The sequence below is a fragment of the uncultured Pseudokineococcus sp. genome, from assembly GCF_947499845.1.
In the GTDB taxonomy this organism is placed as follows: Bacteria; Actinomycetota; Actinomycetes; order Actinomycetales; family Quadrisphaeraceae; genus Pseudokineococcus.
The window spans coordinates 22,189-48,596 of record NZ_CANMPM010000019.1 but is presented as its reverse complement, the minus strand read 5'-3'; the positions used below and the strand labels follow the sequence as shown (position 1 = coordinate 48,596).

20 protein-coding genes, 2 tRNA genes, 1 other RNA gene and 1 pseudogene are annotated in these 26,408 nt (G+C 77.5%); 14 read left to right on the top strand and 10 right to left on the bottom strand.

Annotated features, from left to right (window positions below; translation table 11 throughout):
- Together Q0789_RS14480 and Q0789_RS14475 are read left to right on the top strand one after the other, a co-directional pair.
- Positions 1 to 718: pseudogene (locus Q0789_RS14480) on the top strand (sodium:calcium antiporter); the annotation flags it as partial.
- 75 nt (positions 719 to 793) lie between these two features.
- Positions 794 to 1,990 (top strand): calcium/sodium antiporter, encoded by a 1,197-nt coding sequence (locus Q0789_RS14475; RefSeq protein WP_298806417.1) that lies wholly within the window; start codon positions 794 to 796, stop codon positions 1,988 to 1,990.
- A gap of 7 nt (positions 1,991 to 1,997) precedes the next feature.
- Here the strand turns inward: Q0789_RS14475 and Q0789_RS14470 are convergent, their stop codons facing one another.
- On the bottom strand, positions 1,998 to 2,663 hold the full coding sequence (locus tag Q0789_RS14470) for a pyridoxamine 5'-phosphate oxidase family protein (protein ID WP_363325911.1): 666 nt from the start codon (positions 2,661 to 2,663) through the stop codon (positions 1,998 to 2,000).
- A gap of 198 nt (positions 2,664 to 2,861) precedes the next feature.
- Between Q0789_RS14470 and Q0789_RS14465 the strand changes: the two genes are divergently transcribed.
- On the top strand, positions 2,862 to 4,268 hold the full coding sequence (locus tag Q0789_RS14465) for a PLP-dependent aminotransferase family protein (protein WP_298806413.1): 1,407 nt from the start codon (positions 2,862 to 2,864) through the stop codon (positions 4,266 to 4,268).
- A 161-nt stretch (positions 4,269 to 4,429) separates the two neighbouring features.
- Here the strand turns inward: Q0789_RS14465 and Q0789_RS14460 are convergent, their stop codons facing one another.
- The 4 genes from Q0789_RS14460 to Q0789_RS14445 all read right to left on the bottom strand — a co-directional run bounded on the left by Q0789_RS14460 (position 4,430) and on the right by Q0789_RS14445 (position 6,411).
- Complete coding sequence (locus Q0789_RS14460; protein WP_298806412.1) at positions 4,430 to 4,939, bottom strand: hypothetical protein; 510 nt, start codon at positions 4,937 to 4,939, stop codon at positions 4,430 to 4,432.
- A gap of 7 nt (positions 4,940 to 4,946) precedes the next feature.
- Complete coding sequence (locus tag Q0789_RS14455; protein ID WP_298806411.1) at positions 4,947 to 5,630, bottom strand: LytR C-terminal domain-containing protein; 684 nt, start codon at positions 5,628 to 5,630, stop codon at positions 4,947 to 4,949.
- Positions 5,631 to 5,873: 243 nt separating this feature from the next.
- On the bottom strand, positions 5,874 to 6,116 hold the full coding sequence (locus Q0789_RS14450) for a hypothetical protein (RefSeq protein WP_298806409.1): 243 nt from the start codon (positions 6,114 to 6,116) through the stop codon (positions 5,874 to 5,876).
- 212 nt (positions 6,117 to 6,328) lie between these two features.
- Positions 6,329 to 6,411, bottom strand: a tRNA-Ser gene (locus Q0789_RS14445).
- 206 nt (positions 6,412 to 6,617) lie between these two features.
- Here Q0789_RS14445 and ffs point away from each other — a divergent pair.
- The 3 genes from ffs to recR all read left to right on the top strand — a co-directional run bounded on the left by ffs (position 6,618) and on the right by recR (position 10,773).
- Positions 6,618 to 6,714, top strand: an RNA gene (gene ffs, locus Q0789_RS14440) — signal recognition particle sRNA small type.
- 117 nt (positions 6,715 to 6,831) lie between these two features.
- Positions 6,832 to 9,906, top strand: a complete 3,075-nt coding sequence (locus tag Q0789_RS14435) for a DNA polymerase III subunit gamma and tau (RefSeq protein ID WP_298806407.1) — start codon at positions 6,832 to 6,834, stop codon at positions 9,904 to 9,906.
- A 267-nt stretch (positions 9,907 to 10,173) separates the two neighbouring features.
- On the top strand, positions 10,174 to 10,773 hold the full coding sequence (gene recR / locus Q0789_RS14430) for a recombination mediator RecR (protein ID WP_171202567.1): 600 nt from the start codon (positions 10,174 to 10,176) through the stop codon (positions 10,771 to 10,773).
- A gap of 86 nt (positions 10,774 to 10,859) precedes the next feature.
- Here recR and Q0789_RS14425 read toward each other — a convergent pair whose 3' ends face one another.
- A complete protein-coding gene (locus Q0789_RS14425; protein ID WP_298806405.1) occupies positions 10,860 to 12,977 on the bottom strand; it encodes a methyl-accepting chemotaxis protein in 2,118 nt (705 codons plus the stop codon).
- A 107-nt stretch (positions 12,978 to 13,084) separates the two neighbouring features.
- On the opposite strand from Q0789_RS14425, the gene Q0789_RS14420 reads away from it, so the two are divergent.
- From Q0789_RS14420 to Q0789_RS14410, 3 genes are all read left to right on the top strand, one after another.
- Positions 13,085 to 14,350, top strand: coding sequence for an aspartate kinase (locus tag Q0789_RS14420; protein ID WP_171202569.1), 1,266 nt, complete (start codon positions 13,085 to 13,087; stop codon positions 14,348 to 14,350).
- Positions 14,347 to 15,459 carry an aspartate-semialdehyde dehydrogenase gene (locus tag Q0789_RS14415; protein ID WP_298806404.1) on the top strand — a complete coding sequence of 371 codons (1,113 nt, stop codon included), beginning with the start codon at positions 14,347 to 14,349 and terminating at the stop codon, positions 15,457 to 15,459. The genes Q0789_RS14420 and Q0789_RS14415 overlap by 4 nt, the downstream gene beginning before the upstream one ends.
- Positions 15,460 to 15,528: 69 nt before the next feature.
- Positions 15,529 to 15,605, top strand: a tRNA-Pro gene (locus Q0789_RS14410).
- A gap of 87 nt (positions 15,606 to 15,692) precedes the next feature.
- Here the strand turns inward: Q0789_RS14410 and Q0789_RS14405 are convergent.
- Complete coding sequence (locus Q0789_RS14405) at positions 15,693 to 16,706, bottom strand: metallophosphoesterase (protein ID WP_298806403.1); 1,014 nt, start codon at positions 16,704 to 16,706, stop codon at positions 15,693 to 15,695.
- Between the two features lie 27 nt (positions 16,707 to 16,733).
- Here Q0789_RS14405 and Q0789_RS14400 point away from each other — a divergent pair, with 27 nt between their 5' ends.
- Positions 16,734 to 17,240: a GatB/YqeY domain-containing protein gene (locus Q0789_RS14400; RefSeq protein WP_298806402.1), complete on the top strand. Its 507-nt coding sequence runs from the start codon at positions 16,734 to 16,736 to the stop codon at positions 17,238 to 17,240.
- 72 nt (positions 17,241 to 17,312) lie between these two features.
- On the opposite strand, the gene Q0789_RS14395 is transcribed toward Q0789_RS14400, so the two are convergent.
- A complete protein-coding gene (locus Q0789_RS14395) occupies positions 17,313 to 19,625 on the bottom strand; it encodes a transglycosylase domain-containing protein (protein WP_298806401.1) in 2,313 nt (770 codons plus the stop codon).
- A gap of 371 nt (positions 19,626 to 19,996) precedes the next feature.
- Between Q0789_RS14395 and Q0789_RS14390 the strand changes: the two genes are divergently transcribed.
- Positions 19,997 to 20,296, top strand: coding sequence for a WhiB family transcriptional regulator (locus Q0789_RS14390; protein WP_363325910.1), 300 nt, complete (start codon positions 19,997 to 19,999; stop codon positions 20,294 to 20,296).
- 97 nt (positions 20,297 to 20,393) lie between these two features.
- Here the strand turns inward: Q0789_RS14390 and Q0789_RS14385 are convergent, their stop codons facing one another.
- Together Q0789_RS14385 and Q0789_RS14380 are read right to left on the bottom strand one after the other, a co-directional pair.
- The gene (locus Q0789_RS14385) at positions 20,394 to 21,635 is read right to left on the bottom strand and encodes an ArsA-related P-loop ATPase (protein ID WP_298806399.1); all 1,242 of its coding nucleotides are present in this window, start codon (positions 21,633 to 21,635) and stop codon (positions 20,394 to 20,396) included.
- Positions 21,632 to 22,702: an ArsA-related P-loop ATPase gene (locus tag Q0789_RS14380; protein ID WP_298806398.1), complete on the bottom strand. Its 1,071-nt coding sequence runs from the start codon at positions 22,700 to 22,702 to the stop codon at positions 21,632 to 21,634. The genes Q0789_RS14385 and Q0789_RS14380 overlap by 4 nt, the downstream gene beginning before the upstream one ends.
- 299 nt (positions 22,703 to 23,001) lie before the next feature.
- Here Q0789_RS14380 and Q0789_RS14375 point away from each other — a divergent pair, with 299 nt between their 5' ends.
- From Q0789_RS14375 to Q0789_RS14365, 3 genes are all read left to right on the top strand, one after another.
- Positions 23,002 to 24,837: a 5'-nucleotidase C-terminal domain-containing protein gene (locus Q0789_RS14375; protein ID WP_298806397.1), complete on the top strand. Its 1,836-nt coding sequence runs from the start codon at positions 23,002 to 23,004 to the stop codon at positions 24,835 to 24,837.
- Between the two features lie 530 nt (positions 24,838 to 25,367).
- Positions 25,368 to 26,237 carry a DNA-formamidopyrimidine glycosylase family protein gene (locus tag Q0789_RS14370; protein ID WP_298806395.1) on the top strand — a complete coding sequence of 290 codons (870 nt, stop codon included), beginning with the start codon at positions 25,368 to 25,370 and terminating at the stop codon, positions 26,235 to 26,237.
- 10 nt (positions 26,238 to 26,247) lie between these two features.
- A complete protein-coding gene (locus Q0789_RS14365) occupies positions 26,248 to 26,403 on the top strand; it encodes a hypothetical protein (RefSeq protein WP_171203742.1) in 156 nt (51 codons plus the stop codon).
- Positions 26,404 to 26,408: the final 5 nt, after the last annotated feature.

The following is a 26,408-nucleotide window of genomic DNA, read 5'->3' as shown; positions in this document are numbered from 1 at the left end:
GACAGGGGCGATCAGTCATACCGGACCTGGCGACCAGGAACCCCCTCGACGAGGGAGCGCGAGGAAGGTAACGGGGGACGACCGCGAGGACGACCACGAGGGCGACCACGGGGACGCCGCGGGCCGCGGCCGGGGCCGGGAGGTCGGTCGCGACCTCGCGCTCGTCGTCGCCGGCGTCGCGCTCCTCGTCGGGGGCTCCCAGGCCCTCGTCACGTCGGCGGGCTCGATCGCCGCGTCCCTCGGCGTCAGCGACCTCGTCGTCGGCCTCACGGTCGTGGCGGTCGGGACGTCGCTGCCCGAGCTGGCGACGGCCGTCATCGCGATCGTCCGCGGACAGCGGGACCTCGGCATCGGCAACGTGGTCGGGAGCAACCTCTTCAACGTGGGCGGGGTCCTGGCGCTCACGGGCCTCGTGACGCCCGGGGGCGTCGCCGTGGAGGCCGGCGCCCGGACCGTCGACCTGCCGCTCATGCTCGCCTCGACGGTGCTGCTCCTCGCCCTGGCCCTGTGCGCCTCCCGGGTGTCGCGCCGCGACGGGGCCCTGCTGCTCGGCGGGTACGTCGCCTACCTCTCCTACGTGGTGCTCGACGCCACCGGCAGCGCCCTCCTCGAGCCCTACGTGCGGGCCGTCCTCGTCGCGCTCGCCGTCGTGGCGGTCGTCGTCGGGGCGTCCGTCGCCCGCGAGGTCCGGGGCCGGGTCCGCCCGGCCGCCGCCTGACGCCCGCCCCGACCTCCCGCCCCGAGCCACCCGCCCTGAGCCACCCGCCCGACCGGACGCCCCCCAGGAGCCCCCGTGGTCGCCCTCGTCGCCCTCCTCGTCCTCGGCGTCGCCCTGCTCGTGGCGGGCGGCGAGCTGCTCGTGCGCGGCGGCGGCGGCCTGGCGCGCGCCGCGGGCCTCTCCCCGCTCGTCGTCGGCCTCACGGTGGTCGCCGCCGCCACGAGCGCCCCGGAGCTGGCCGTCACCCTCGGGGCGGCGCTCGACGGGTCCCCCGGGCTGGCGGTCGGCAACGTCGTCGGCAGCAACATCGCCAACGTCCTGCTCATCCTCGGGCTCTCCGCCCTGGTGCTGCCCCTCCTCGTCGGCCGGCAGCTGCTGCGCGTCGACGTCCCGGTGCTCCTCGCCGTCAGCGCCCTCGCGTGGGCGCTGGCCCTCGACGGCGACGTCGGGCGCCTCGACGGCGCGCTCCTCCTCGTGCTCCTCGTCGCCTACGTGGCCCGCTCCGTCGTCGTCTCGCGGCGGGCGGACGCGGCGGGCCAGGCCCCGGCGCCTGACTCCACAGCACCGGACGGCGCAGCACCGGACGGCGCAGCACCGGACGGCGCGGCACCGGACGGCACGGGCGGCGGCGGGCGGCCCGAGGGCACCTCGGCGACCCGCGCCCACGGCGAGCTCCATGCGCGCGCCGCGGCGCCCCGCTCCCGGGTCCTGCGCGACGCGCTGCTCGTGGTGGCGGGCGTCGCGCTGCTCGTCGGGGGCGCGCAGGCCCTCGTCGGCGCGGCCAGCACCATCGCCGCCGACCTGGGCGTGAGCGACCTCGTCGTCGGGCTGACCGTCGTCGCGGTCGGCACCTCGCTGCCCGAGCTGGCGACGTCCGTCGTCGCCGTCGTCCGCGGCGAGCGCGACATGGCCATCGGCAACGTCGTCGGCAGCGGCGTCTTCAACCTCGGCGCCGTCCTCGGGCTGACCGCCCTCGTCAGCCCCGGGGGCGTGCCCGTGGAGGCGAGCGCCCGCACCGTCGACCTGCCGGTGATGGTGGGGGCGGCCGCCGTGCTGCTGCTCCTCGGCGCGCTCGCGGCCGACGTCAGCCGCCTCGACGGCGCGCTGCTCCTGCTCGGCTACGCGGCCTACACGACCCACCTCGTCCTCGGCGCCACGGGCGGCACCCCGCCCGTGGCGCTGGACCGTGTGCTGCTCGTGGGCGGCGCGCTCGCGCTGCTGCTCGTCGTCGCCGTCGAGGCGCGGCGCCGCCGCCGCGCCGCCGCCGGGTAGGTCCCACTCAGCCCCGGACGTCCCCACCCGGCGCGGGACGCCGCCGCACCCGGTCGGGCACGGCGGCACCGGGCCGCAGGTCGGGCGCGGGCACCGGGGCGCCCCAGGCGGTGACGAGCGGCAGGACGCCCGCCCAGTCGTGCTCGTCGGAGGCGAGGTCGGCCTCGTCGTCGGCCGGGCCGCCCTCCCGCACCTTCACCGCGGCCTCGGAGAGGTCCAGGGCGAGGACGGCCGTGGCCGCCAGCTCCTTGCCGGTGGGCCGACGGGTCGCCCTCCACGACCCGGGCGCGAGGTGCTCGGTGAGCGCCTCGAGCGCCCGCTCGCGCTCCGCGTCGTCCTCGACGACCCGGGCGGCGCCGTGCACGACGGCGCAGCGGTAGTCCACCGAGTGGTGGAACGCCGACCGCGCGTAGACGACGCCGTCGAGCAGCGTCACCGTGAAGCAGACCTGCGCCCCGGTGGCCTCGCGCAGCGAGCGCGCGCCCGTCGAGCCGTGGAGGTACAGCACCTCGCCGACGCGCCCGTAGCCCGTCGGGAGCACGCGCGGGGCCCCGTCCACGACGACGCCGAGGTGCCCGACGAGGCCCGCGTCGAGCACGGCGTGCAGCGCCGCGCGGTCGGGGCGGGCGCGGTGGGCGCCGCGCCGCACCGTGGAGCGCTCCGTGGGCGACAGCGGTCCAGGGGAGGTCGGGGGAGCCGCCGCGGGCGGGGCGGTGGCGCTGCTGGCGGTGTCAGGGCGGGCGGTGTCGTCGCGGGTGGGGGCGCTGCGGGGCGGGGCGTCGGCGGGGGTCACGACGACGAGCGTGTCGGGGCCAGTGGCATCCTGCGAGGGCCAGGACGCGAGGATCGCAGCAGGCCACCGGGAGGTCGCGTGGAGGTCCCACCGCTCGTCGTCGACCGCGGTGCGCCGGAGCCGCTCGCGGTGCAGGTGGCCTCGGGCCTGCGCGCCGCCGCGGCGCGGGGCGTGCTCGCGGCCGGCGCGCGGCTGCCCTCGACGCGCGAGCTGGCCCGTCTGCTCGGGACCAGCCGCACGGTCACGGCGGCGGCCTACGACCAGCTCCTCGCCGAGGGGTGGGTAGCCGCGCGGCGCGGCGTCGGCACCTTCGTCGTGGGCCTGCCGGCCGCTCCCAGGGGCGGGGAGCGGGTGGTCAGGGGCGCGGGAGGCCCGGGGAGGCCGCGAGGTGCGGGCGGGGAGGAGGTGCTCGGGGGAGCGGCCGGCGAGGACCTGCTCGACCTGCGGGCGGGGGCCCCGTGCACCGAGGCCCTCGACCGGACGGCGTGGCGCCGCGCCTGGCGGGCCGCGGGCGGACGGCCGCCCGACCACCTGCCGGACCCGCGGGGGGACGGCGCCTTCCGGGCGGCGGTCGCCGAGCACCTGCTCCGCCACCGCGGGCTGCCCGCCGGGCCCGACGACGTGACGGCCACCACGGGCACGTCGGCCGCCGTCGCCGAGGTGGCGGCCCTGCTGCCGCGGGGGGCGCGGGTCGCGGTCGAGGACCCGGGCTACCGCCGCTCCACCGGGGCGCTGCGGGCCGCCGGGCTCGTCCCGGTGCCCGTCCCCGTCGACGACGACGGCCTCGTCGTCGACGCCGTGCCGCCCGGCGTCGCCGCGGTCGTCTGCACCCCCGCGCACCAGTTCCCCACCGGGGGGCGGCTTCCCGTGGCGCGACGGGCGCAGCTCGTCGCCCGGGCGCGGGCCGAGGGCCTCCTCGTCCTCGAGGACGACTACGACGGCGAGCTGCGCTACGACGTCGCGCCGCTGCCGCTGCTCGCCTCCCTCGGCCCCGACGTCGTCGTCCACCTGGGCACCACGTCGAAGACGGTGAGCCCCACGCTGGGCGCCGGCTGGCTCGTGGCGCCGGAGGAGCTGCGGCACCGGCTCCTCGCGGCGCGGACCGAGGTGGGCGCCCGGCCCCCGCGGGCCGGGCAGCGCGTGCTCGCGGAGCTGGCCGCCTCGGGCGACCTCGCGCGCCACCTGCGGCGCCTGCGCCGCGAGCTGGTGGCCCGCCGCGCGCTCGTCCTGGCCGCCGTCGAGGCGGCCGGCCACCGGGCGCAGGGCGGGGCGGCCGGTGCCCACGTCGTCGTGCCGCTGCCCTCGCGCGAGGAGGAGGAGGACGTGGTGGCGCGGGCGCGGTCGGCGTCGGTCGCCCTCGGCGGCCTCGCCGAGAGCTGCCTCGCCTCGGACCGGGCGGGCGTCGTCGTCGGGTGGGCCGCCCCGCGCCGCAGCGACCTCGAGCGCGGGCTCGAGCGGCTCGTGGCCGCCCTGCGCCCGACCTGACCCGCTCGTGCGCGCCGGGTGCCGAGGTCGTCAGGGGGCGGGTGTCGTCACAGTGCGGGTGTCGTCGCGGTGCGGGTGTCGTCCCGGCGTCGTGCCGCCCGGGCGTCCTGCCGTCCGGGACGGTGGTCGTCAGGTGCGCCGGTCGTCGGGTGCGCTGGTCGTCAGCCTCCCGCGCGACGGGCTCGCTCGCCGCGGACGGCCGTCAGCTCGTCGCGCGACCAGGCCGCCTCCTCGTAGCGGCCCTCGGCGGCGAGAGCGCGCATCTCGGCGTCCAGCTCGGCCTCCAAGGCCTCGAGGCGGTGCGCGGTGGCCGCCGTGAGCTGCACGACGGAGGTGCGCGTCGTGCCGCGCGAGCCGTCCGGCCGCAGCACCGGCATGCGTTCCGGGACGGCGCCCATGTGGTGGCGGCGCCCGCCGGGGTCGGGGGAGCGGGCGGCGCGGCGGCGTCCGCGGACGAGGTCCCGCGCGCGCCCGGCTCCCGCGGACGGGCCGCTGCCGACGTCGTCTGCTGCCGCCTGCTCGTCGGGACCCGGCTGCTCCGGCCCCTGCAGCTGCTCCGGCCCCTGCAGCTGCTCCGGCCTGTGCGACTGCTCCGGCCCGTGCGACTGCTCCGGCTGCTCCGGCCCTCGCGGCTGCTCCGGCGACCCCGGTCCTCCCTCCGGCCCGCTCACGCGGCGCTCAGGGTGCCGGGGTGGCGGGCGCGGGAGTCGAGGGCGCGGGCGTCGCGGCGCCCGTCGGGCCCGGCGTCGCGCACCCCGGCGGCAGCGTCGCCGGGTCGGGTGTCACGACGGCCGTCAGCGGGACGTCGGCCGGGGCCAGCTCGGACCACGCCTCGCCGAGCACGAGGTCGACGGCCGGGCCGGCGCGCTGGTCGTCGCGGACGAGCTCCGCGCCCGGGGCGATGCTCGCGAGGCCCTCCGCCGCGCGGGCGCCCTCCGGGCCGTAGCGCACCTCGGCGGTGCCCGGCACCACGACGCCGTCGGGGGCGTTGGCGACCGCGCCCACGACGAGGCCGCGCGCGGTCAGCTCGTCGGCCACGCCGCCGGCCAGGCCGGGGCGGTCGGTCGAGTTGAGCACCGACACCTGCACCCCGGGGGCCTCGACGGGCACGGTCGTCGGCGTGGGGCAGGCCTGCGTCGGCGCCGGGGTGGCGGCGTCGTCCGCCGCGGCGAAGGGGCCCTCCCACCAGCCGCGGTTGACGCCCGCGGCGCCGATGCCGATGCCGACCACGACGAGGAAGATGGCGACGAAGACGAAGCTCTGGCGGGCGCGGGTGCGACGGCGGCGTCGCTCGGCGCGCAGTAGCGCCGCGACCTCGTCGTCGGGCGCCTCGCCCCCGGGCGGTCCCTGCGCGTCAGCCATCTCGCTCCTCCTCCGGCGCGAGCGCTCGTGACCCGGCGCCCGTGCCCGTCCCCGTCCCGTGTCCCGCGTCCGGCGTCGTCACGGCGCTCGGGCCGGGCGGGACCGCCACTGTAGGGCGCCCGCCCTCGGCGGCCCCGGAGGTCGCTGCTCGGGCGCGGGCGTCGAGGCGTCAGGTCCCGGGCTTCAGGTCTGGGTCGTCGCGGTCTGGGTCGTCGCGGTCTGGGAGGTCGGCGTGCGGCGCCGTCAGGCCGTGCGGCGCAGCGCCAGGGGGGAGGGCCCGACGACGACGACGGCGCCGCACGCGGTGCACACGCGGTCGGGGCACTCGTCCCCGTGGCCGTCGAGGCACTCGAGCAGCTCGTGCGGCACGGAGCGCCCGCAGACGGCGCAGTCGAGGTCGTCGAGCGAGGTGGAGGTCCACGGGTCACGGGGGGCCCGAGGGGCGGGGGAGGTGCGGGAGGCTCGAGAGGCGCGCGAGGTGGCCATGCGACGACGGTGCCACGGGGGTCCGACAGCGGCGCGGACCTCGCGCGGCGGGTCCCCTGGCCGGCCCGCCGACGCCCCCCGCCGACGTGCCCGGACGTGTCCCGCTGCCGTCGTCCGCTGCCGTCCCCCGCTGACCCGGCCCGCCGGAGACGCCGCAGGCCCCCGCCCGGTGGGCGGGGGCCTGCGGTCGGCCGGACGCTGCCGGCCGGCGGCGGAGGATGGGGGATTCGAACCCCCGAGGGTTTCCCCAACACGCTTTCCAAGCGTGCGCCCTAGGCCACTAGGCGAATCCTCCGTGGGCGAGCCTAGCGGAGGACGGTGGCGGGGGAGTGCACGGAGGGGGTGGCCCCCGGGCCGGTCGATGGTCGGGCCGGTCGGTGCTGGGGCGGGTCGGTCGTCGGGCGGGTCGGGCGCCGGCCGGCGAACGGGAGCGCGGGCGGCGACGGGCGCGGGGCAGTCCGCACCCGGTCGGGAGCCCGGTCGCCGTCCCCTACAGTGGTGGGCGGCCCCTCGCGCGGCGCCACCCTGCTGAACTCCCCCAGGGCCGGAAGGCAGCAAGGGTAGGTGGGCTCTGGCGGGTGCGCGGGGGGTCCTCGTCGTCTCCCGCCCCCTCGCGCCCATGCCCCCGGGGGTCCTGCGGTCGTGCGTCGGCGGCGTCGCCCGCCCCGGTGGGCGGGCGCGGCGGGGTGTCGGCGCTCGCGGCTACTGTCGTGGCGTGGCCGGACCGACGCTCGCGCTGTACCGCCGCTACCGGCCGGAGTCCTTCGCCGACGTCATCGGCCAGGAGCACGTGACCGACCCGCTGCGCCAGGCGCTGCGCACCGGCCGCGTCAACCACGCCTACCTCTTCTCGGGCCCGCGCGGCTGCGGCAAGACGACGTCGGCCCGCATCCTGGCCCGCTGCCTCAACTGCGCCGGGCCGGACGGCACGGCGGAGGGCCCCACCGACACCCCCTGCGGCGTCTGCCCCAGCTGCGTCGAGCTGGCGCGCGGCGGGCCCGGCAGCCTCGACGTCGTCGAGATCGACGCGGCCAGCCACGGCGGCGTCGACGACGCCCGCGAGCTGCGCGAGCGGGCGACCTTCGCGCCGGCGCGCGACCGCTACAAGGTCTTCGTCGTCGACGAGGCGCACATGGTGAGCCCCCAGGGCTTCAACGCGCTGCTCAAGCTCGTCGAGGAGCCGCCCGAGCACGTGATGTTCGTCTTCGCGACGACGGAGCCCGACAAGGTGCTGGGCACCATCCGGTCGCGCACCCACCACTACCCGTTCCACCTCGTGCCGCCGGAGGCGCTGCTCCGGTACCTCGAGACCCTCTGCGAGGCCGAGGGCGTCCCCGTGGGCAAGGGCGTCCTCCCGCTCGTCGTGCGGGCCGGCGGCGGGTCCGTCCGCGACTCGCTGTCGGTGCTGGACCAGCTCATCGCCGGTGCCGACGACGGCGGCGTCGACTACGAGCGCGCCATCTCCCTGCTCGGCTACACGCACGCCAGCCTCCTCGACGACGTCGTCGACGCCCTCGCCGCGGGCGACGGCGGCAGCGTCTTCCGGGTCGTCGATCGCGTCGTGGAGTCCGGCCACGACCCGCGCCGCTTCGTCGAGGACCTCCTCGAGCGGCTGCGCGACCTCGTCGTCGTCCGCGCCGTGGGGGAGGGGGCGCGGGCCGTGCTGCGCGCGGTCCCCGACGACCAGCTCACCCGCATGCGCCGCCAGGCCGACTCCCTGGGCGCCGCGGAGCTGAGCCGGGCCGCCGACGTCGCCAACGCCGCCCTCACGGAGATGGTCGGCGCGACGTCGCCGCGCCTCCACCTCGAGCTGCTGTGCGCGCGCCTGCTGCTGCCGGTCGCCGACGCGGGCGAGCGCGGCCTCGGGGCGCGCCTCGACCGCCTCGAGCGGCGCCTGGGCGTCCCGGCCACCGGCCCCGCGGGCGTCCGCCCCACGGCGGCGCCCGCAGGGGTCCCCGAGCCCGCGGCGCCTCCCGCTCCGACCCGCGGTCCCGAGACCGTCGCCGCCCCGCCGGAGGACGCGACGACCCGCGCGGCAGCCGGCCCGGCTGCCGCAGGTGCCGACGAGCACGTGCAGGACGCCCGCGGTTCCGTCGGTCCGGGCACCACGAGCCCCGCGACCGCCGGCCCGGCGAGCACCGAGCCCACCCGCACCGGGCCCACCAGCACCGGCCTCACCGGCCCCGCCCCGACGCGGGACGGCGACGGGCGTCCCGGTGGCGACCGGGCTCCGGTGGAGCACCCGCGCGCGGCGCAGGCGTCCGGGCGGCCGCAGCCGGGCGACGGCGCGGCGCCCGCCGGCGCGGACGTCGACACGGTGCGGCGGATGTGGGTCGACGTCCTGGAGCGCGTGTCGTCGCTGCGCCGCGCCACGTGGTCGCTCGTGAGCCAGCACGCGCGGGTCCACGAGGTCTCGGGCGGAGCCGTCCGGCTCGCCTTCTCCTCCTCGGGCCTCGCCGACGCGTTCCGCCGCGGCCCGCACGGCGACGTGGTGCGGCGCGCGCTCGTCGACGTCATCGGGCTCGACCTGCCCGTGGAGCCCGTCGTCGACGGCGGGGGAGCGCCCCCGGAGGCCCCGCGGGGCGGTGGTGGACCGGGACCCGCCTCCACGGCGCCGGCGGCCCCGCGGTCCGGCGGTCCGGCGGTCGCCGTGGGGCCGCCGTCCGACGCTCCCGCCCGGGACCGGTCCCCGATCCAGGACCGGCCCCGGAGCCAGGACCGGTCGCAGGGGCAGGAGCGCGAGCAGGGGCAGGACCGGCCCCGGAGCCGGGTGGAGGACCAAGGCCGCCCCGCCGCTCGCCGGCCGGAGCCGGCGGACGACGAGGACGACTGGCCCGAGCCCGCGACCCCGGGCGGCGGGCGCCCCAGCGGTGCCGCGAGCGTGCGCCCGGCGACCGACGAGCAGGACGGCGGTGCGCCCACGGGCGGGGAGGCCGGCGGTCCCGCCGGCGGTCCCGCCGGCGGTGCCGTGCCCGCTCGTGCGCGGGAGGCCGGGGCGCGCGCGGAGGACGGCCCGACCGCGGAGCCCGGGCGGCGGCAGGAGCAGCAGCGTGGCCAGGGCCGTGGCCGGGGCGGTGGGCGCGACGCCCGCGGGAGGGCGGCCGGCGAGGGCACCCCGGCGCCGCCGTCGGACTGGGACGACCTGCCGCCCGCGGAGCCCCCGGACGACGACGCGCCGCCCGAGCCGGACGACGCGCCGGCGCGGCGGCGACCCGCCGACGCCGCGGCTCGCCCGACGGTCCCGGACCGGTCGGAGGCCGCCCCGCCCCAGCGCTCCCCCGGGGAGCCGGGGTCGTCCGACCGTCCCGGGTCGGAGCGGGGGGCGTCCGGGCGCACTGCGGGGCGGGGACCGTCCGAGGGTCCCGCGTCGGAGCGGCCGTCCGAGCGCCCTGCGCCGGAGCGGTCCGGCGACGCCTCCGCGAGGGCTCGGGTCCCCGACGCCGCCGCTGCGCCGGCGCACGCCCCGGCTCCGAGCACGGGTCAGGGCACGAGTCAGGGCGCCGGGCCGGGCGCAGGACCGGGCGCGGGTCCGGGCTCCTCCGCCGCCCTGTCGGGCGCCGCGGCGGCGCGCGCCGCCGCGGCGGCGTCGCGGGCGCGGGCGGGTGCGGCACCGACCGGGGGGCGCTCGGCGGAGGCGCCGGCCGCGGACCGGGCCGGCGCTGACGAGGCGCCCGACCCGGAGGACCTGCCCAGCCGGGACGACGCCGACGCCGAGGACGAGGGCCTCGTGGGGGCGCGCCTCGTGGAGCAGCTGCTCGGCGGGCGCGTCATCGAGGAGACCGGGCGCTGAGGGCCTCGGCGCCATCCGCGGCGTGGCGCGGACGTCTCGGCGTCGCCGCGTGCCGGTGCTGCTGAGCGCCGACGACGTCGAGCGCCGACGACGTCGAGCGCCGACGGCGTCGCGTCCGTGTCGAGCGGACACGGGCTCGGCGGGCGTCTCGCGCGACTGGTCCGGGACGACCATGCCCACGACGACCGCCCCGGGACGACCGGGTCCACGACGGGCGCCCAGCGCGGGCGTCCGGGCGCCGTCGCCGCCGCGGCGTAGGCTCGCCGCGTGTACGAGGGAGCGGTGCAGGACCTGGTCGAGGAGCTCGGGCGGCTGCCCGGCGTCGGCCCCAAGAGCGCCCAGCGCATCGCGTTCCACCTGCTCGCGTCCGACGCCGAGGACGTGCAGCGCCTCGCGACGGCCCTCACCGAGGTCAAGCGCCGCGTCCGCTTCTGCGAGGTGTGCGGCAACGTCGCCGAGGCCGAGCGCTGCCGCATCTGCCGCGACGACCGCCGCGACGGCACGGTCGTCTGCGTCGTCGAGGAGCCGAAGGACGTCGTCGCGATCGAGCGGACCCGCGAGTTCCGCGGCCGGTACCACGTCCTCGGCGGCGCCATCAGCCCGATCGAGGGCGTCGGCCCCGACGACCTGCGCGTCCGCGAGCTCATGACGCGCCTGGCGTCCGGCGAGATCACCGAGCTCATCCTCGCGACGGACCCCAACCTCGAGGGCGAGGCCACGGCCACCTACCTCGCGCGGCTGTGCAAGCCCATGGGCCTGCGCATCACGCGCCTGGCCTCCGGGCTGCCCGTGGGCGGCGACCTCGAGTACGCCGACGAGGTCACGCTCGGCCGGGCCTTCGAGGGGCGCCGGCTCCTCGACGTCTGAGGCGCCTGGTCCCGGGCGTCCCCCCCCGGAGGCCCCCGGGCCCGGTCTCCAGGCCCGGGTCCTCGGCCCAGGACCCGCCCCCCGTCTCAGCGGCGGAAGCTGCCCACGAGGGCGCCGAGCTCGTCGGTCAGCGCGCCGAGGTCGCCGGCCGCCTGACGCGCCTGGGCGGCGCGCTCGTCGGTCGCGCTCGCGGCGCGCGAGACCTCGCGCAGCCGCTCCGCGATGTCCGCGGCCGCCCGGGCGGTTCCGGTGAGGCGCTCCTGCATCCCGCCGGTCGTCGCCGTCTGCTGCTCGACGGCGCCCGCGATGCCCGTCTGGTGCGAGCTGATGCCGGCGACGACGCCGGCGAGGCGCGACATCTCCGCGGTGACGTCGCCCGTGTCGTGGCGGATGTCGGCGACGCGGCGGCCGATGTCCTCGGACGCCTCGGCGGCCTCGCGGGCCAGCTCCTTGACCTCCCCGGCGACGACCGCGAACCCCTTGCCGGCCTCCCCGGCGCGCGCGGCCTCGATGGTGGCGTTGAGGGCCAGGAGCTTGGTCTGCTCCGCGACGGCGGAGATGACGGCGACGATCTCCTCGATGCGGGTGCTCGAGGTCGCGAGCTGCTGCGCCCGCGCCATGGCCTCGTCGAGGGAGCGCACGGCGTCCTCGGCCATGCCGGCGGCCTCGCCCGCGTTGCGCGAGATCTCCAGCACGGCCTCGGACATCTCCCGGCCGCCCGAGGCCAGCTCGGCGACGTCGCTGCTGATGCTGCCCGCGGAGCCGCCGGCGCTGCGCGCCTGCTCGCTCGCCGCGTGCGAGGTGGTCCCCAGCTCGTCGGCGATGGACGCGACCTGGCGGGAGGTGCCCTGGAGGCGGCCCGACACGCGGACGACGCCGTCCACCGTCGCCCCCACGCGGGCGGCGAAGGCGTTGAAGGCGCGGGCCAGGGCGCCCGCCTCGCCGGGCGCGTCCTCGTCGAGCCGGGCGGAGAGGTCGCCCGTGCCGGACGCGAGGTCGTCCATGCTGCGGCGCAGGTGCTCCAGGGGCCGGGTCATGCGGGCGCCCACGACGCCGGCGACGGCGGCGGCCGCCAGCAGGACGAGGAGCCCGGCGAGGGCGATCGTCAGCACGAGCTGGCGGGTCCCGTCGCCCACCCGCTCGGCCGCACCGGCGAAGTCGCCGTCCTGCGCGTCGACGGCGATGACCCAGTCCCACGGCTCGTAGTAGGCGAGCCGGACGGTGTGGTCGCCGGTGGCGGCGTCGCGGTAGGTGAGGGTCGCCGTCTCGTCGGGGCCCAGCGCGGTGGCGGTGGCCAGGGCGTCCACGAGGTAGGGGCGCCCGTCGGCGTCGAGGACGTCGGCGGCGCTCGTCGCGCCCTCGCGGTCGGTCACGAGGAGGGTGCCGGCGCGGTCGCCCGTCCCGGCGAGCACCTCGACGTGGCCGTTCTCGCCGGGGCGGGTGCTGAGCAGGGACTCGCGCAGCGCGGGCACGGTCTCCTGCTGGACGCCGACGTAGAGCATGCCGACGAGCTGGCCCTGCTCGTCGAGGACCGGCTCGTAGGCGGTGGCGTAGTAGGCGTTCACGACGAAGGCGGTGCCGCGGTAGGTCTCGCCGGACTCCACGGCCGCGATGACGGGGTTGGGAGTGCCGTCGGCCCCGACGGCGGGGATGTAGGTGCCGATGGCGCGCCGGCCCTCCGTGGTCTCCACGGTCGTGGCCACCCGCAGCATGCTGCCGTCGGGCATGCGCTGGAACAGCGTCGTGCTGCCGCCGACGAGGCGCACGACCGCGTCGACGACGGGCGTCGGGACGGCGGGGTCGGCGTTCTGCCCGAGCGGCGTCGCGCCGGCCAGCGCCGTGGGCAGGCGCACCGTCGTCTCCTCCTTCGTCACCTGGTCGACGGCCTCCCACGTGGTGGTGCCGCCGCCGGTGCGCAGGCCCCCGGCCCGCGTGAGGACGTCGCGAGCGACCTCGAGGTCGCTCGAGACCTTCTGGTAGACGGCGTCGCCCTGCGTGGAGACGACGTCGATAACGCCGTCGGTGACGCGGTCGAGCTGCTGGCCGGTGAGGGCGTCCACCTCGTCGCGGACGGCCGCGCCGGTGCGCTCGGCGGCGAGCGCCCCCACGCCGCCGACGACGAGGGAGGCGGCGCCGACGCCGCCGACGAGCAGGAGGGTCACGCGGGCACGGATGCCCCCGGTGCGGGCGCGCAGGGACGACATGCCCTCCTGTCGGCGGGAACGGCGGGGTGCTGAGGGGAGATCACCCGGACGCCCGGGGGCTGGACGCTCCCGGGGCGGCCGCAGCGGTCCCCCTAGACTCCGGCCCCGTGGCGCTCGTGGTGCAGAAGTACGGCGGCAGCTCCGTCGCGGACGCCGAGGGCGTCAAGCGGGTGGCGCGCCGCATCGCCGAGACCCGCCGCCGCGGTGACGACGTCTGCGTCGTCGTCTCGGCCATGGGCGACTCCACCGACGAGCTGCTCGACCTGGCCCGCCAGGTCTCGCCGCTCCCGCCGGCCCGCGAGCTCGACATGCTGCTCACCTCGGGCGAGCGCATCTCGATGGCGCTGCTGGCCATGGCCATCGCCAACCTGGGCCTCGAGGCGCGCTCCTTCACCGGCAGCCAGGCCGGCGTCATCACCGACTCCGTGCACGGCCGGGCGCGCATCATCGACGTGACGCCGGGCCGCATCCGCGACGCCCTCGACGACGGCCACGTCGCCATCGTCGCGGGCTTCCAGGGCGTCAGCCAGACCTCGAAGGACATCACGACGCTGGGCCGCGGCGGCTCGGACACCACGGCCGTCGCGCTCGCCGCGGCGCTCGAGGCCGACGTCTGCGAGATCTACACGGACGTCGACGGCGTCTTCACCGCCGACCCGCGGATCGTCCCTAGCGCCCGCAAGCTCGACACCGTCACGTACGAGGAGATGCTCGAGCTCGCCGCGTGCGGGGCGAAGGTCCTCATGCTGCGCTGCGTGGAGTACGGCCGCCGCTCCGGCGTGCCGATCCACGTGCGCTCCAGCTTCTCGAGCAAGACCGGCACCACCGTCACCGGATCGATGGAGGACCTCCCCGTGGAGCAGGCGATCATCTCGGGCGTCGCGCACGACCGCAGCGAGGCGAAGATCACGGTGGTGGGGGTGCCCGACAACCCGGGCAAGGCCGCCGAGATCTTCGAGGCCGTGGCCGCCGAGGGCGTCAACATCGACATGATCGTCCAGAACGTCGCCGCGACGACGGGGCGGACCGACGTGTCCTTCACCCTGCCCAAGGACGACGGCGCGCGCGCCGTCCAGCGCCTCACGGCCATCCAGGAGCGCGTCGGCTTCTCCTCCCTGCAGTACGACGACCAGATCGGCAAGCTGTCGCTCGTCGGGGCGGGCATGCGCAGCAACCCGGGCGTCTCGGCGCAGTTCTTCCGCGCGCTGAGCAGCGCCGGCATCAACATGGAGATGATCTCCACCTCGGAGATCCGCATCTCGGTCGTGACGCGCGCCGACGACCTCGACACGGCGGTCCGCGCGCTGCACACGGCCTTCGACCTGGACAGCAGCGACGGCGAGGCCGTCGTCTACGGAGGGACCGGCCGATGAGCCAGAGCACGGAGAGCACGCGCGCGGGAGGCACCAGCGGGCGGCGCCCCACCCTCGCCGTCGTGGGGGCCACGGGGGCCGTCGGCACCGTGATGCTCGGGATCCTGTCCCAGCGCCAGGACGTCTGGGGCGAGATCCGCCTCGTCGCGTCGGCCCGCTCGGCCGGCACGGTGCTGCGGGTCCGCGGCGAGGACGTCGTCGTGCAGGAGCTCACCGCCGAGGTCTTCGACGGCGTGGACGTCGCCATGTTCGACGTGCCCGACGAGGTCTCCGCGCGGTGGGCGCCGGTGGCCGTCGAGCACGGCGCCGTCGTCGTCGACAACTCGGGCGCCTTCCGCATGGACCCCGACGTCCCGCTCGTCGTGCCCGAGGTGAACCCCGCGCAGGTGCGCAACCGCCCCCGCGGGATCATCAGCAACCCCAACTGCACGACGCTGACGATGATGGACGCGCTCGGCGCCCTCCACCACGGGTGGGGCCTCACCGAGCTCGTCGTCGCCTCCTACCAGGCCGCTTCCGGCGCAGGTCAGCCCGGTGTGGACCGGCTCTACGACGAGCTCGCCGTCGTCGGCGGCGACCGGACGCTCGGGCAGCGCTCGGGCGACGTGCGCGGCGCGCTGGAGGAGAAGCTCGGCTCGGCGCCGTCGCCGTTCCCCGCGCCGCTCGCCCTCAACGTCGTGCCGTGGGCGGGCTCGCCCAAGGAGGGCGGCTGGTCGAGCGAGGAGCTCAAGGTCCGCAACGAGTCCCGCAAGATCCTCGGCATCCCCGACCTCAAGGTCTCGGCCACGTGCGTGCGGGTGCCCGTCGTGACGACGCACTCCCTCGCCGTGCACGCCGTCTTCCAGCGGGCGCTCACGGTCGAGGACGCCCGCCAGGCCCTCGTCGAGGCGCCGAGCGTCGTCGTCGTCGACGACCCCGAGCAGGGCGACTTCCCGACGCCGGCCGACGTCGTCGGCGCCGACCCGACCTTCGTCGGCCGGCTGCGCCAGTCGCTGGACTTCCCGCACGCCATCGACCTCTTCGTCTGCGGGGACAACCTGCGCAAGGGCGCGGCGCTCAACACGGCGCAGATCGCGGAGCTCGTGGCCGCGGAGCTGTCGGCCGCCTGACGTCGCGGACGCCCCGCCACCGGGTGTGCGGGGCACCCCCCGGCCTCGGCTAGGCTTGCCCCGCTCCACCGGGGTGTGGCGCAGCTTGGTAGCGCGCCTCGTTCGGGACGAGGAGGTCGCAGGTTCAAATCCTGTCACCCCGACCACCAGACGGCCGGTCTCCCACCAGGGAGGCCGGCCGTCGTCGTCCCCGGAGCGGTCGTCGGTCCCGGGGGCGGCGAGCGGCGCGGGTCTCAGCCGGCGCGCGGCACCAGCCGCAGCAGCGTGGCCTCCGGCGGGCAGGCGAAGCGGACGCGCGCGTACGGCGACGTGCCGAGGCCCGCGGAGACGTGCAGCCAGGTCTCGCCCGTCCGCTCGTCCGTCCCGACGCCGTCGGTGGCCGGGGGATCGACGGGCCCGGTGCCGGCGCGCCAGCGGTGCAGGCCGCTCGCGCAGCGGCGGGGGAGGTCGCAGTTCGTCACCAGCGCCCCGAGGAAGGGGACGCAGACCTGCCCGCCGTGCGTGTGGCCGGCGAGCAGCAGGTCGAGGCCGTCGCGCGCCATGGGGTCGAGCACGCGCCGGTAGGGGGCGTGCATCACGCCGAGCGAGAGGTCGGCGGAGGGGTCGGCGGGCGCGCGGACGACGTCGTAGTGGTCGAGGCCGATGTGCGCGTCGTCGACGCCGACGAGGTCGACGCGCAGGCCGCCCAGCTCGAGCGTCGTCCGCGCGTCGTCGAGGTCGACCCAGCCGCGGTCGACGAGGCCCCGCACGAGGTCCTCGGTGGGCAGGGGCTGCCGGCGCGGGGCGAGCCGGGAGGGGCCGCCGAGGTAGCCGAGCGGGTTCACGCGCCCCGGCACGTAGCGGTCGTTGCTGCCGAGGACGAAGACGCCCGGCCGGTCGAGGAGGCGGTCGAGGGAGCGCAGGACCGCCGGCACCGCGTCGAGCGCCGCCAGGTTGTCGCCGGTGTCGACGACGAGGTCGGGCTCGAGGTCGGCGAGCCCCGCCACCCAGCGGGGGACGGCGCGCTGGTCCGGCGTCATGTGCAGGTCGGACAGGTGCAGCACCCGCAGCGGCCGGGCCCCGGGCGGCAGGACGGGCACCTCGACGCGCCGCAGGCGCGGCGCCCGCACCTCGTACCCGGCGCCCCACGCCAGGGCGGCGACGCCCGCGCCCGCGACCCCGGCGAGCCCCAGGGCCGCTCCTCGCGCGGCGGCCGCCGCCCCGGAGCGGGGCCGGCCGGAGGAGAGGGGCATCGAGGAGGACGTCACGCGGGCCAGTGTGCTGTGATCACCACCATGAGCGCACCCAGCGAGGGGACCACCGGCGGCGCCGACGGCGGGGGCACGGCGGCGCGCCTCCGCGAGGACCTGACGACGTCGATGCGCGCCCGCGACGAGCTGCGGACGACGACGCTGCGCTCGGTCCTGACGGCCCTGCGGACCGCCGAGGTGTCCGGCACGAGCGCACGCGAGCTGTCCGACGACGAGGTGCTCGCCGTCCTGCGCTCGGAGGCCAAGAAGCGACGCGAGTCCGCCACCGCCTTCGCCGACGCCGGCCGGGCCGAGCGCGCGCAGCGGGAGGCGGCCGAGGAGGCCGTCATCGCCGAGTACCTGCCGGCGCAGCTCGACGACGCGGCGCTCAGCGCCCTCGTCGCCGAGGAGGTCGCCGCGGCGGCAGCCGCCGGTCGCACCGGCATGGGAGCCATGGGCTCCGTCATGGGAGCCGTGCGGCCCCGCGTCGGCCAGCTGGCCGAGGGCGGCCGGGTCGCCGCCGAGGTGCGGCGGCAGCTCCAGGGCCGCTGACGGCCCCCTCGGACGCCGTGAGGGCGCCCCACCCGTGGGTGGGACGCCCTCGGCGTGCCGGTCGGGCCCGGCTCAGTCGTCGCCCTCGTCGCCGGAGCTGCTGGAGGAGGACTGGTCCTCGCCGCCGTCCGAGGAGCTGCTCGAGCTGCTCGAGCTGTCGGAGCTCGAGAAGGTGCCCACGAGGTCCCACGCCGGCGGCCCGAAGTCCTCCTCGGGCAGGCCCTCGAGCGCCTGCTCCATGTAGTCGCGCCACATGGGCGCCGCGTAGGTGGACCCGTAGACGGTGCGCCGGACCCCCTTGATGCGCTCGTCGCTGAGCGACGTCGCGGTCTCGTCCGGGTGCCCCACCCACGCCGTGGTGGCCAGCTGGGGGGTGTACCCGGAGAACCAGGTCTGCACCATCTTGTTGGTCGTGCCGGTCTTGCCCGCCGCGGGCCGGCCGTCGGGACGGCCGACGCGCTCCGCCGTGCCACGGGTGAAGACGTTCTCGAGCGCGTACGTCACCGTGTTGGCGATCTGCTCGCTCGTGTGGTCGTCGCTCGCGAGGGGCTGGGTGCAGGACTCGACCGTGGGCTGGATCGGCTGGCCGTCGCGGTCGACGACGCTCTCGATCGGACGCGGCGGGCAGTAGGTGCCGCCGCTGGCGAAGGTGGCGTAGGCCGCTGCCATGGTGAGCGGGGCGACGGGGTCCGAGCCGAGGACGTTGGCGGGGTTCACGCCCAGTCGCCCGTCCTGCGACGCGGGCACCGACTCGGGGGACGCCGGGTGGGCGCCCAGGCTCTCCCCCGTCGCGCGGATGTCGCAGAGGTCGAGCTCCGTCGCCATCGAGGCGTAGGCGGTGTTCACGGAGTCGTAGGTGGCCTGCAGCACCGTCATCCGGCCCGTGCCCGTGCCCTCGCTGTTGCGGACCTCCCAGTCGTCGACGAGGCGGTTGCCGCACGCCCGGAAGTCCGAGGCGGGGAACACGGTCCGGCGCGGGGCGGCCGTCACGGACTCCCGGAGGGTGTTGTCCTCCTTCAGCCACGTCGCGAGGGTGAAGGGCTTCCAGTTCGAGCCCGGCTGGAAACCGCGTCCGCCGCCGAGGTCCTCGTCGACGTTGTAGTTGATGTTGGTGTAGCCGCGCTCGTCGGTGGGGGCCGTCGTGTAGATCCGGTTCTGCGCCATCGCCCGCACCTTCCCGGTGCCGGGCTCGACGGAGACGAGGGTGGCGCCGACCTGCGAGGAGTCGTCGACGGGGACGGTGTCCTGGACCTGCTGCCACGCGGCGTACTGACGGCCGCTCTCGAGGGTCGTCGTGACGTCGATGCCGCCGCGGTACAGGGCGCGCACGCGGGCGTCGCGGTCCTCGCCGAAGGCGGGGTCCTGGAGGATGGTCTGGACGACGTAGTCGCAGAAGTAGGCCGTCGCCCCCGCCGGCGCGCACCCGTTCGCGGGCTTGTCGATCCGCAGCTGGTCGGCGATGGGCACCGCGACGGCGGCGTCGTGCTGCGCCTGGTCGATCTTCCCCAGCTCGAGCATGCGGCCGAGGACGACGTCGCGCCGGTCCTGCGCGTCCTGCGGGTTCGTCGTCGGCTCGTAGAACGAGGGGTTCTGGATCATCCCGGCGAGGAGCGCCGCGTCCGGGAGGGCCAGCTCGGAGGCGGGCTTGCTGAAGTAGTACTCGGACGCCGCCTCGACGCCGTACGTGTTGGCGCCGAAGAGGGCGATGTTGAGGTAGTTCTCGAGGATCTGGTCCTTCGAGTACTCCTCCTCGGCCGCGATGGCGAGGCGGATCTCGCGGACCTTGCGGGCCTCGTTGGGCGTCGTCAGCGCGGTGACGGCGTCCTCGTCGCCGGCCTCGCGGGCCTGCTGCAGGAGCACGTTCTTGATCCACTGCTGCGTCAGCGTCGAGGCGCCCTGGGTGCCGCCACCGGTGACGTTGTTGACGAAGGCGCGCGCGATCCCCTGCGGGTCCGCGCCGCCGTGCTCGTAGAAGCGCGAGTCCTCGATGGCGACCACGGCGTCGCTCATGACCGGGGCCACGGCGTCGAGGGGCACGATGACCCGGTTCTCCGCGTAGAAGCCGGTCATGGGGGAGCCGTCCGCGTAGCGGATCGTCGACCGCACCGGCAGCGCGGAGGGGTCGAGCTGCGTGGGCAGGTCCTCGAACATGTCCACGGCGGCGTCCGCGCCGGCGCCCGCGGTGGCGACGACGGGGACGGCGAGCCCGGCGACGAGCAGGCCCGCGACGACGCCGCCGCCGACGAGCGTGGCCAGGCCGGTGCCGACCGAGCCGGCCGACCCGGCGGCGGTGGCGCGGGCGGAGCGGGTGCGGCGGGGAGGGCGCGCGTCGGGGGTCTCCCGGGGCGCGTCGGCCCCGGGCGGGCTGCTCGGTCGTCCTGCCATACCACCGAGGGTACGTGGCCGCCGCACGGGCCCGGGCAGCGGCGCTCCCGCGTCGGGCGCCGACCTCCTCCCGTGCTCGCGCCGTCGCCCGTACGGACGAGGCGGGACCGCGTGAGAAAGCCAGGCGCCGTGCGGTGACTAGTCCGTCCTGACTAGCCCGCGACCCGTGGGGGACCGTGCAGATCTGGTCCCCAGGTGGTCCCCCGGCACCCTGTCGCCGCGCCCCGCGCCGCGCCTACCGTCGCCGTGCGGCGCCCGCCCAGCAGCGGGCCGGGGACGCCGCGGCACCGAGGGGGAGGGGTGTGGCGATGACCGCCATGACGAGCGCGGCGCAGGCCGTGACCGGCACGACGTCCGTGGACCGCAGCTGGATGGACGAGGGCGCCTGCCGTGGCGGCGACCCGGACGCCCTGTTCGTCCGCGGTGCGGAGCAGAACGTCGCCAAGCTCGTCTGCCGCTCCTGCCCGGTGCGCACCGAGTGCCTCGCCGACGCCCTGGACAGCCGCACGGAGTTCGGCGTCTGGGGCGGGATGACCGAGCGCGAGCGCCGCGCCCTGCTGCGCCGCCGCCCCGACGTCACCTCGTGGACCCAGGTCCTGCTCACCGCGCGCGACGAGCACCGCGCTGCCGCCGGCGTGCCGGCGCCGCGGCTCGCCGTCGTCCGCGGCTGACCGGCGCGGACGTCTCTGGGGCGGCTCCGGCGCCGGAGCCCTCTGGGGCGGCTCCGCCGCCGGAGCCCTCTGGGGCGGCTCCGCCACCGGAGACCTCTCAGGCGGCCCCGCCGAGGTCGACGCCGACGGCGCGCAGGCCCTCGAGGTCGTGCACGTCGCGGGGGCGCGCCGGCACCTGCGCGACCGCCACGTCCGGGTGCTCGCGGCCGAAGCGCGCCGCGAGCTCCTGCTCGCGCTCCAGCCGGAACATGCGCGCCGCGTGCAGGCGCAGCAGCCCGGCCGCGAGGGCGTGCTCGCCGCGCGAGAGCGCCTCGGGCGCCGTGCCGTCCTCCTCGTCGTCGGCCGTGCGCCCCTCGAGGTGCACGACCGCGGCCCAGGAGCGCTCGGCGGACAGGCGGGGGAGCGCCGTCGTCTGCACCCGGTTGAGCACCAGCCCCGCCAGGGGCATCCCGTCGGCGCCGAGCCGCTCGACGAAGTAGGCGGCCTCCCGGAGCGCGTCCTCGTCCGGCGTCGCGACGACGAGGAAGGCCGTCCCCGGGCCGGCGAGCATCGCGTAGGTGCGCTCGGCGCGGTCGCGGAAGCCGCCGAAGACGGCGTCCAGCCCCGTGACGAAGGACTGCAGGTCGTCGAGGAACTGCGCCCCGAGGATCCGCGACAGGGCGCCGGTCACCGAGCTCACCGCCCCCGACAGCACCCGCACGTAGGCGCGCCCGCCCGCGCGCGCCGGCGCGAGCAGCAGGCGGATGAAGCGCCCGTCGAGGAAGCTCGACAGGCGGCGCGGGGCGTCGAGGAAGTCCAGCGCCGACCGGCTCGGCGGCGTGTCGACGACGACGAGGTCCCACGGCTCGCTGCCGTCGCCGCCGGGCACGCTCGCCCGGGCCCGCAGCTGGCCGAGCTTCTCCATGGCCATGTACTCGCTCGTGCCCGAGAAGGACGACGACATGGCCTCGTAGAAGGGGTTGTCGAAGATGGCGCGGGCGCGCTCCGGGCTGGCGTGGGCCTCGACGACGTCGTCGAAGGTCCGCTTCATGTCGAGCATCATCGCGTCGAGGCTGCCGCCGGCCGCCGCGCCGACGTCCTCCACGCGCCGGGGCGTGTTGTCGAGCTCCGCCAGGCCGAGCGACTGCGCGAGCCGCCGCGCCGGGTCGATCGTCAGCACGACGACCCGGCGCCCGCGCTCGGCGGCGCGGACCGCCAGGGCGGCCGCCGTCGTCGTCTTGCCGACCCCGCCGCTGCCGCAGCACACGAGCACCGAGGTCGAGCGGTCGTCGAGGAGCGCGTCCACGTCGAGCACCGGGCCGGCGGGCCCCGACGCCGCGCGCCCGGGAGCGGCGCTCACGCCAGCCCCTGCTCGACGAGGCGGTCCGCGAGGACCTCCAGCCCGCGGGCGTCCACGCCGCCGGGCAGCAGCGGCAGCTCGACGAGCGGTCGCCCGGTGGCGACGAGGGCCTCCTGCTCGCGGTCCTGCAGCGCCAGGCGCTCGTCGTGCTCGGCCGCCTCGGCGAGCAGCCCCTCGACGACGCCGGCCCCCGACGCGTCGCGGCGCACCACGCGCGCCTCCACGAGCCCGTCGCGCACCGCCGAGGCCGGCACGCGGCCGGCGAGGGCGTCGTCGAGGAGCTCCAGCGGCAGGGTGTCCGAGCGCACCTGGTCGACGACGACGGCGCCGACGGGCAGCCGCGCCGCCTCGAGCTCGGCGACGCCGTCCACGGTCTCCTGCACGGGCATCTCCTCGAGCAGCGTGACGAGGTGCACCCGGGCCGCCGCCGAGCGCATCACCCGCATGACCGACTCGGCCTGCGTCGCCACCGGCCCCACGCGGGCGATGCCGGACACCTCCGAGTTGACGTTGAGGAACCGGCCGATGCGCCCCGTCGGCGGCGCGTCGAGGACCACGGCGTCGTAGGCGTGCTCGCGCTCGGCGCCCCTCCCGCGCCCGCGGCGGCGCACCGCCTCGTAGACCTTGCCGGTGAGCAGGACGTCCCGGACGCCGGGGGCGACCGTGGTGGCGAAGTCGATGGCGCCCACCCGGTCCAGCGCCCGCCCGGCCCGGCCGAGCTTGTAGAAGAGGTCGAGGTACTCGAGCAGCGCCGCCCGCGGCTCGATCGCCAGCGCCACGACCTCGCCGCCCCCCGGCGTGGCCGCGATCGTGCGCTCCTCGTACGGCAGCGGCGGCAGCCCGAACAGGCGCGCGACGCCCTGGCGGTCCTCGACCTCGCACAGGAGCACCCGTCGACCGCCGCGCGAGAGCGCCAGCGCCAGCGCGGCCGCCGTGGTCGTCTTCCCCGTGCCGCCCTTGCCGGTGACGACGTGCAGCCGCGTGCCGGGGAACAGCAGCGGCGGCCCCTCGCGCCCGTCGCCTCGCCGGTCGCCGGTGTCGGGGGCGGCGTCGGGCGCGGACGACATGGCCGTCAACCTACGCACGCCGTGGCGCCGCCGCAGACCGTCGCCCGACCGCCCGCTCGCCCGCCGGTGCGGGGGGCGCACGGTCACCTCCCCGCCACCGACGGGACACCTGCGACCAACCGGACCGACCGGTCAGACGGGTTACGGTGCCGCCGCCCTGGCGCCGCGCTCCTCGCGCCTTCGTCGGGGACGTCGTCCGCCGCCGGCGGACGACGGCAGCGGCCGGTCGGGCCCACGAGGCCCGCCGCAGCCGTGGAGGAGTCGTGGCCCGAGCGGGCCCGACCGGACCAGGAGGACCCGTGGGCAGTCAGACAGCACCGGCAGGACGACGTCGGGCGCGCGCCGGCTCGGTGGCGGCGCTCGCCGCCGCCGCGCTCGTCGCCGGGACGGCACCGATGGCGGCGGCCGCGCCGGGCGACGGGCCGGGCCGCGGCGCCGAGGGCGCCCGCAGCGCCACCTTCACGCTCGTCTCGACGACGGACCTGCACGGCAACGTCCTCGACTGGGACTACTTCCGCTCCCAGCCCTACGCCGCCGGCTCCGAGCAGGGCCTCTCGCACGTCGCCTCCGCCGTCGAGGCCGTCCGCGAGGACCGCGGCGAGCGCTCCGTCCTCGTCGTCGACAACGGGGACTCCCTCCAGGGCACGCCGCTCACCTACGTGGCCGCCCGCGGGTCGGCCACGACCGGTCCGGTCACCGCGACCGGCGAGGAGCACCCGATGGCCACGGCGCTCGACGCCATCGGCTACGACGCGCAGGTCGTCGGCAACCACGAGTTCAACTACGGCCTGGACCTCCTGCGCGCCTACGAGCGGGACCTCGACGCCCCGCTGCTCGGCGCCAACGTCACCGACGTCGCCACCGGCGAGCCGGCGCTGCAGCCCTGGACGATCCAGCGGGTGCGCCCGACCGGCGGCGGCAAGCCCGTCCAGGTGGGGATCGTGGGCCTCACCACGCCGGGCTCGCAGGTGTGGGACGAGCAGAACGTGGAGGGGCGCCTGGCCTTCGGCGACATGGTCGAGGCCGCGCGGCGCTCCGTGCCCGAGGTCCGCGCCGCGGGCGCCGACGTCGTCGTCGTCCTGTCCCACTCCGGCCGCTCGGGCGCCTCCTCCTACGACGACACCGTGCTGCCGCCCGAGAACGTCAGCGACGCCATCGCCGCGCAGGTGCCCGGCGTCGACGTCGTCGTCGCCGGCCACAGCCACCAGGACCTCCCCGAGGCGTGGGTCGACTCCGCGGTCGAGCCCGGCAAGCGGGTCCTCGTCACCCAGCCCTACCGCTACGGCGCCTCGGTGACGGCCTCGGACCTCCACCTCGAGCGCGTGCGCGGCGAGTACCGCGTCACCGGCGCCGACGTCGAGGAGCTGCGCGCGGGCGACTTCCCCGAGGACCCGGCCTTCACCGCGCTGATGCAGCCCTGGCACCAGCGCACCCTCGACTACGTCGACACGGTCGTCGCCACCTCGGCCACCGAGCTGAGCGCCCGCGACGCCCGCTGGCGCGACACGGCGATCATGGACTTCGTCCACGACGTCCAGCGCGACGCCGTCCGCCAGGGCCTCGCGGGCACGCCCGACGCCGACCTGCCCGTCGTCTCGGTGGCCGCCCCGTTCCGCGCCGACGCCGTCTTCCCGGCCGGCGAGGTGACGATCCGCGACGTCGCCGGCCTCTACATCTACGACAACACCCTGCAGGCCGTGCGCATGACCGGCGCCGAGCTGCACGACTACCTCGAGTACTCGGCGCGCTACTACGCGTCCGTGCCGCCCGGCGACCCCGCCGACCCGACGTCCCTGTCGGCCGGCACGACGCCGGACTACAACCTCGACCAGCTCGCGGGCGTCTCCTACGAGATCGACCTCGCGCAGCCGGCGGGCTCCCGGGTCGGGCCGCTCAGCATCGACGGCCAGGCCCTCGGCGACGACGACGAGGTCGTCCTCGCCGTCAACAACTACCGGCGCTCCGGCGGCGGCGGCTTCCCGCACGTCGCCTCCGCGCCGCTCGTCCACGACCGCCAGCAGGACATCCGCCAGCTCCTCATCGACCGCGCGCAGGAGACGGGCTCCATCGACCCCGCCGACTTCGCCGCCGTCGACTGGCGCCTCGTCGCCGACGGCGAGCCGCTGTTCGGCTGAGCCGCGACCAGGCCTCGCCGCGCCCCCGTCCGCAGACCTGCGGGCGGGGGCGCGGTGCATCCCGGGGGCTCCACCGGCCACGAGCGAGCCGGTCGGGCGCGTACGGCTGGGTCCGTGGGCGGGGCCGGGCGCGCTCCGGCACTGGCTCGGCGCTCTGCGGCCGGGTGCCGCAGGGGTCCGGGCGCCGGCCTGACGTGCTCTCCGCGCGCCCGTCCCCGCCCGCTCGGGCGGACGCTCGCCGTGGGCGGTCGGCCACAGGGCCGGTGAGTCGGCCCAGGTGCGGGTGACCTGCCTCGCGCGGGTGGTGGGGCGGACGCGGAGAGCACGTCAGGCCGGCGCCCCGACCCCCGTCTGCGGTGACCACCGCGCGCCGAGCCAGTGCCGGAGCGTGCGCGCCACCACCCGCACCCGGCCCCCCGCGACAGTCCCCACGCCCGACCGCGCTCGTGCCCGCACACCTCCCAGGGCCCACCGGCGGTCTCGGACCAGCGCGGGATGCCGGTCGACGCGTCACGGGTCACGATCTCCAGGTGCCGGAGGGGGACAGCGTCTACCTCGTCGCGCGGACGCTCGACGCCCGGCTCGCGGGGACGACGGTCCAGCGCAGCGACCTGCGGGTGCCGCGGCACGCGACGGCCGACCTGTCGGGACGGGCGGTGCTGGGGACGGCGTCGCGCGGCAAGCACCTGCTCACGCGCTTCTCGGGGGGCCTCACGCTCCACACCCACCTGCGGATGGACGGGTCCTGGACCGTCCTGGGGCCGGGGAAGGTGCTGCCGCGGCGGGTGCAGCCGGACGTGCGCGTGCTGCTCGCGACGACGGGAGGGCCCGGCGTGGCCGAGGGGGCGCCCGGCCCGACGGCGGTGGCGCTGTCGATGCCCGTCGTCGAGCTCGTGGAGACGGCGGCCGAGGGCGACGTCGTCGGGCACCTGGGCCCGGACCTGCTCGGCGGCGACTGGGCCGACGGCGGCGCCGAGGAGGCGCTGCGGCGGCTGTCCGCGCGACCGGAGCGGGCGGTGAAGGTGGCGCTGCTCGACCAGCGGAACCTCGCGGGCGTGGGCAACATGTGGGCCGACGAGACGTGCTTCCTGCGCGGGCTGGACCCGTGGACGCCCGTCGGCGAGGTGGACCTGCCCCCGCTCGTGGCGCTCGTCGCCCGGATGCTGCGGCACTCGGTCGAGGTGCCGGGCGCCTACCAGGTGACGACGGGGGACACTCGGCGCGGGCGCTCGCACTGGGTCGTCGGGCGGGCCGGCAAGCCGTGCCTGCGCTGCGGGACGACGGTGCGGGTGCGGGCGGAGGTCGCGGGCGACCCCGAGCAGCGCCGCACGTGGTGGTGCCCCCGCTGCCAGCCCGAGCCCGCCGTCCGCGCCGTGCCGGGGCGCGGAGCCCGGGGCTAGGGTCGCGGCCATGCAGCAGTGGGAGTACATGACGGCGCCGCTCATCATCCACGCGACGAAGCAGATCCTCGACAACTTCGGCGAGGACGGCTGGGAGCTGGTGCAGGTCGTGCCGGGGCCCGACGGCAACGGCCTCGTCGCCTACCTCAAGCGCCCGAAGGGCTGAGGCGC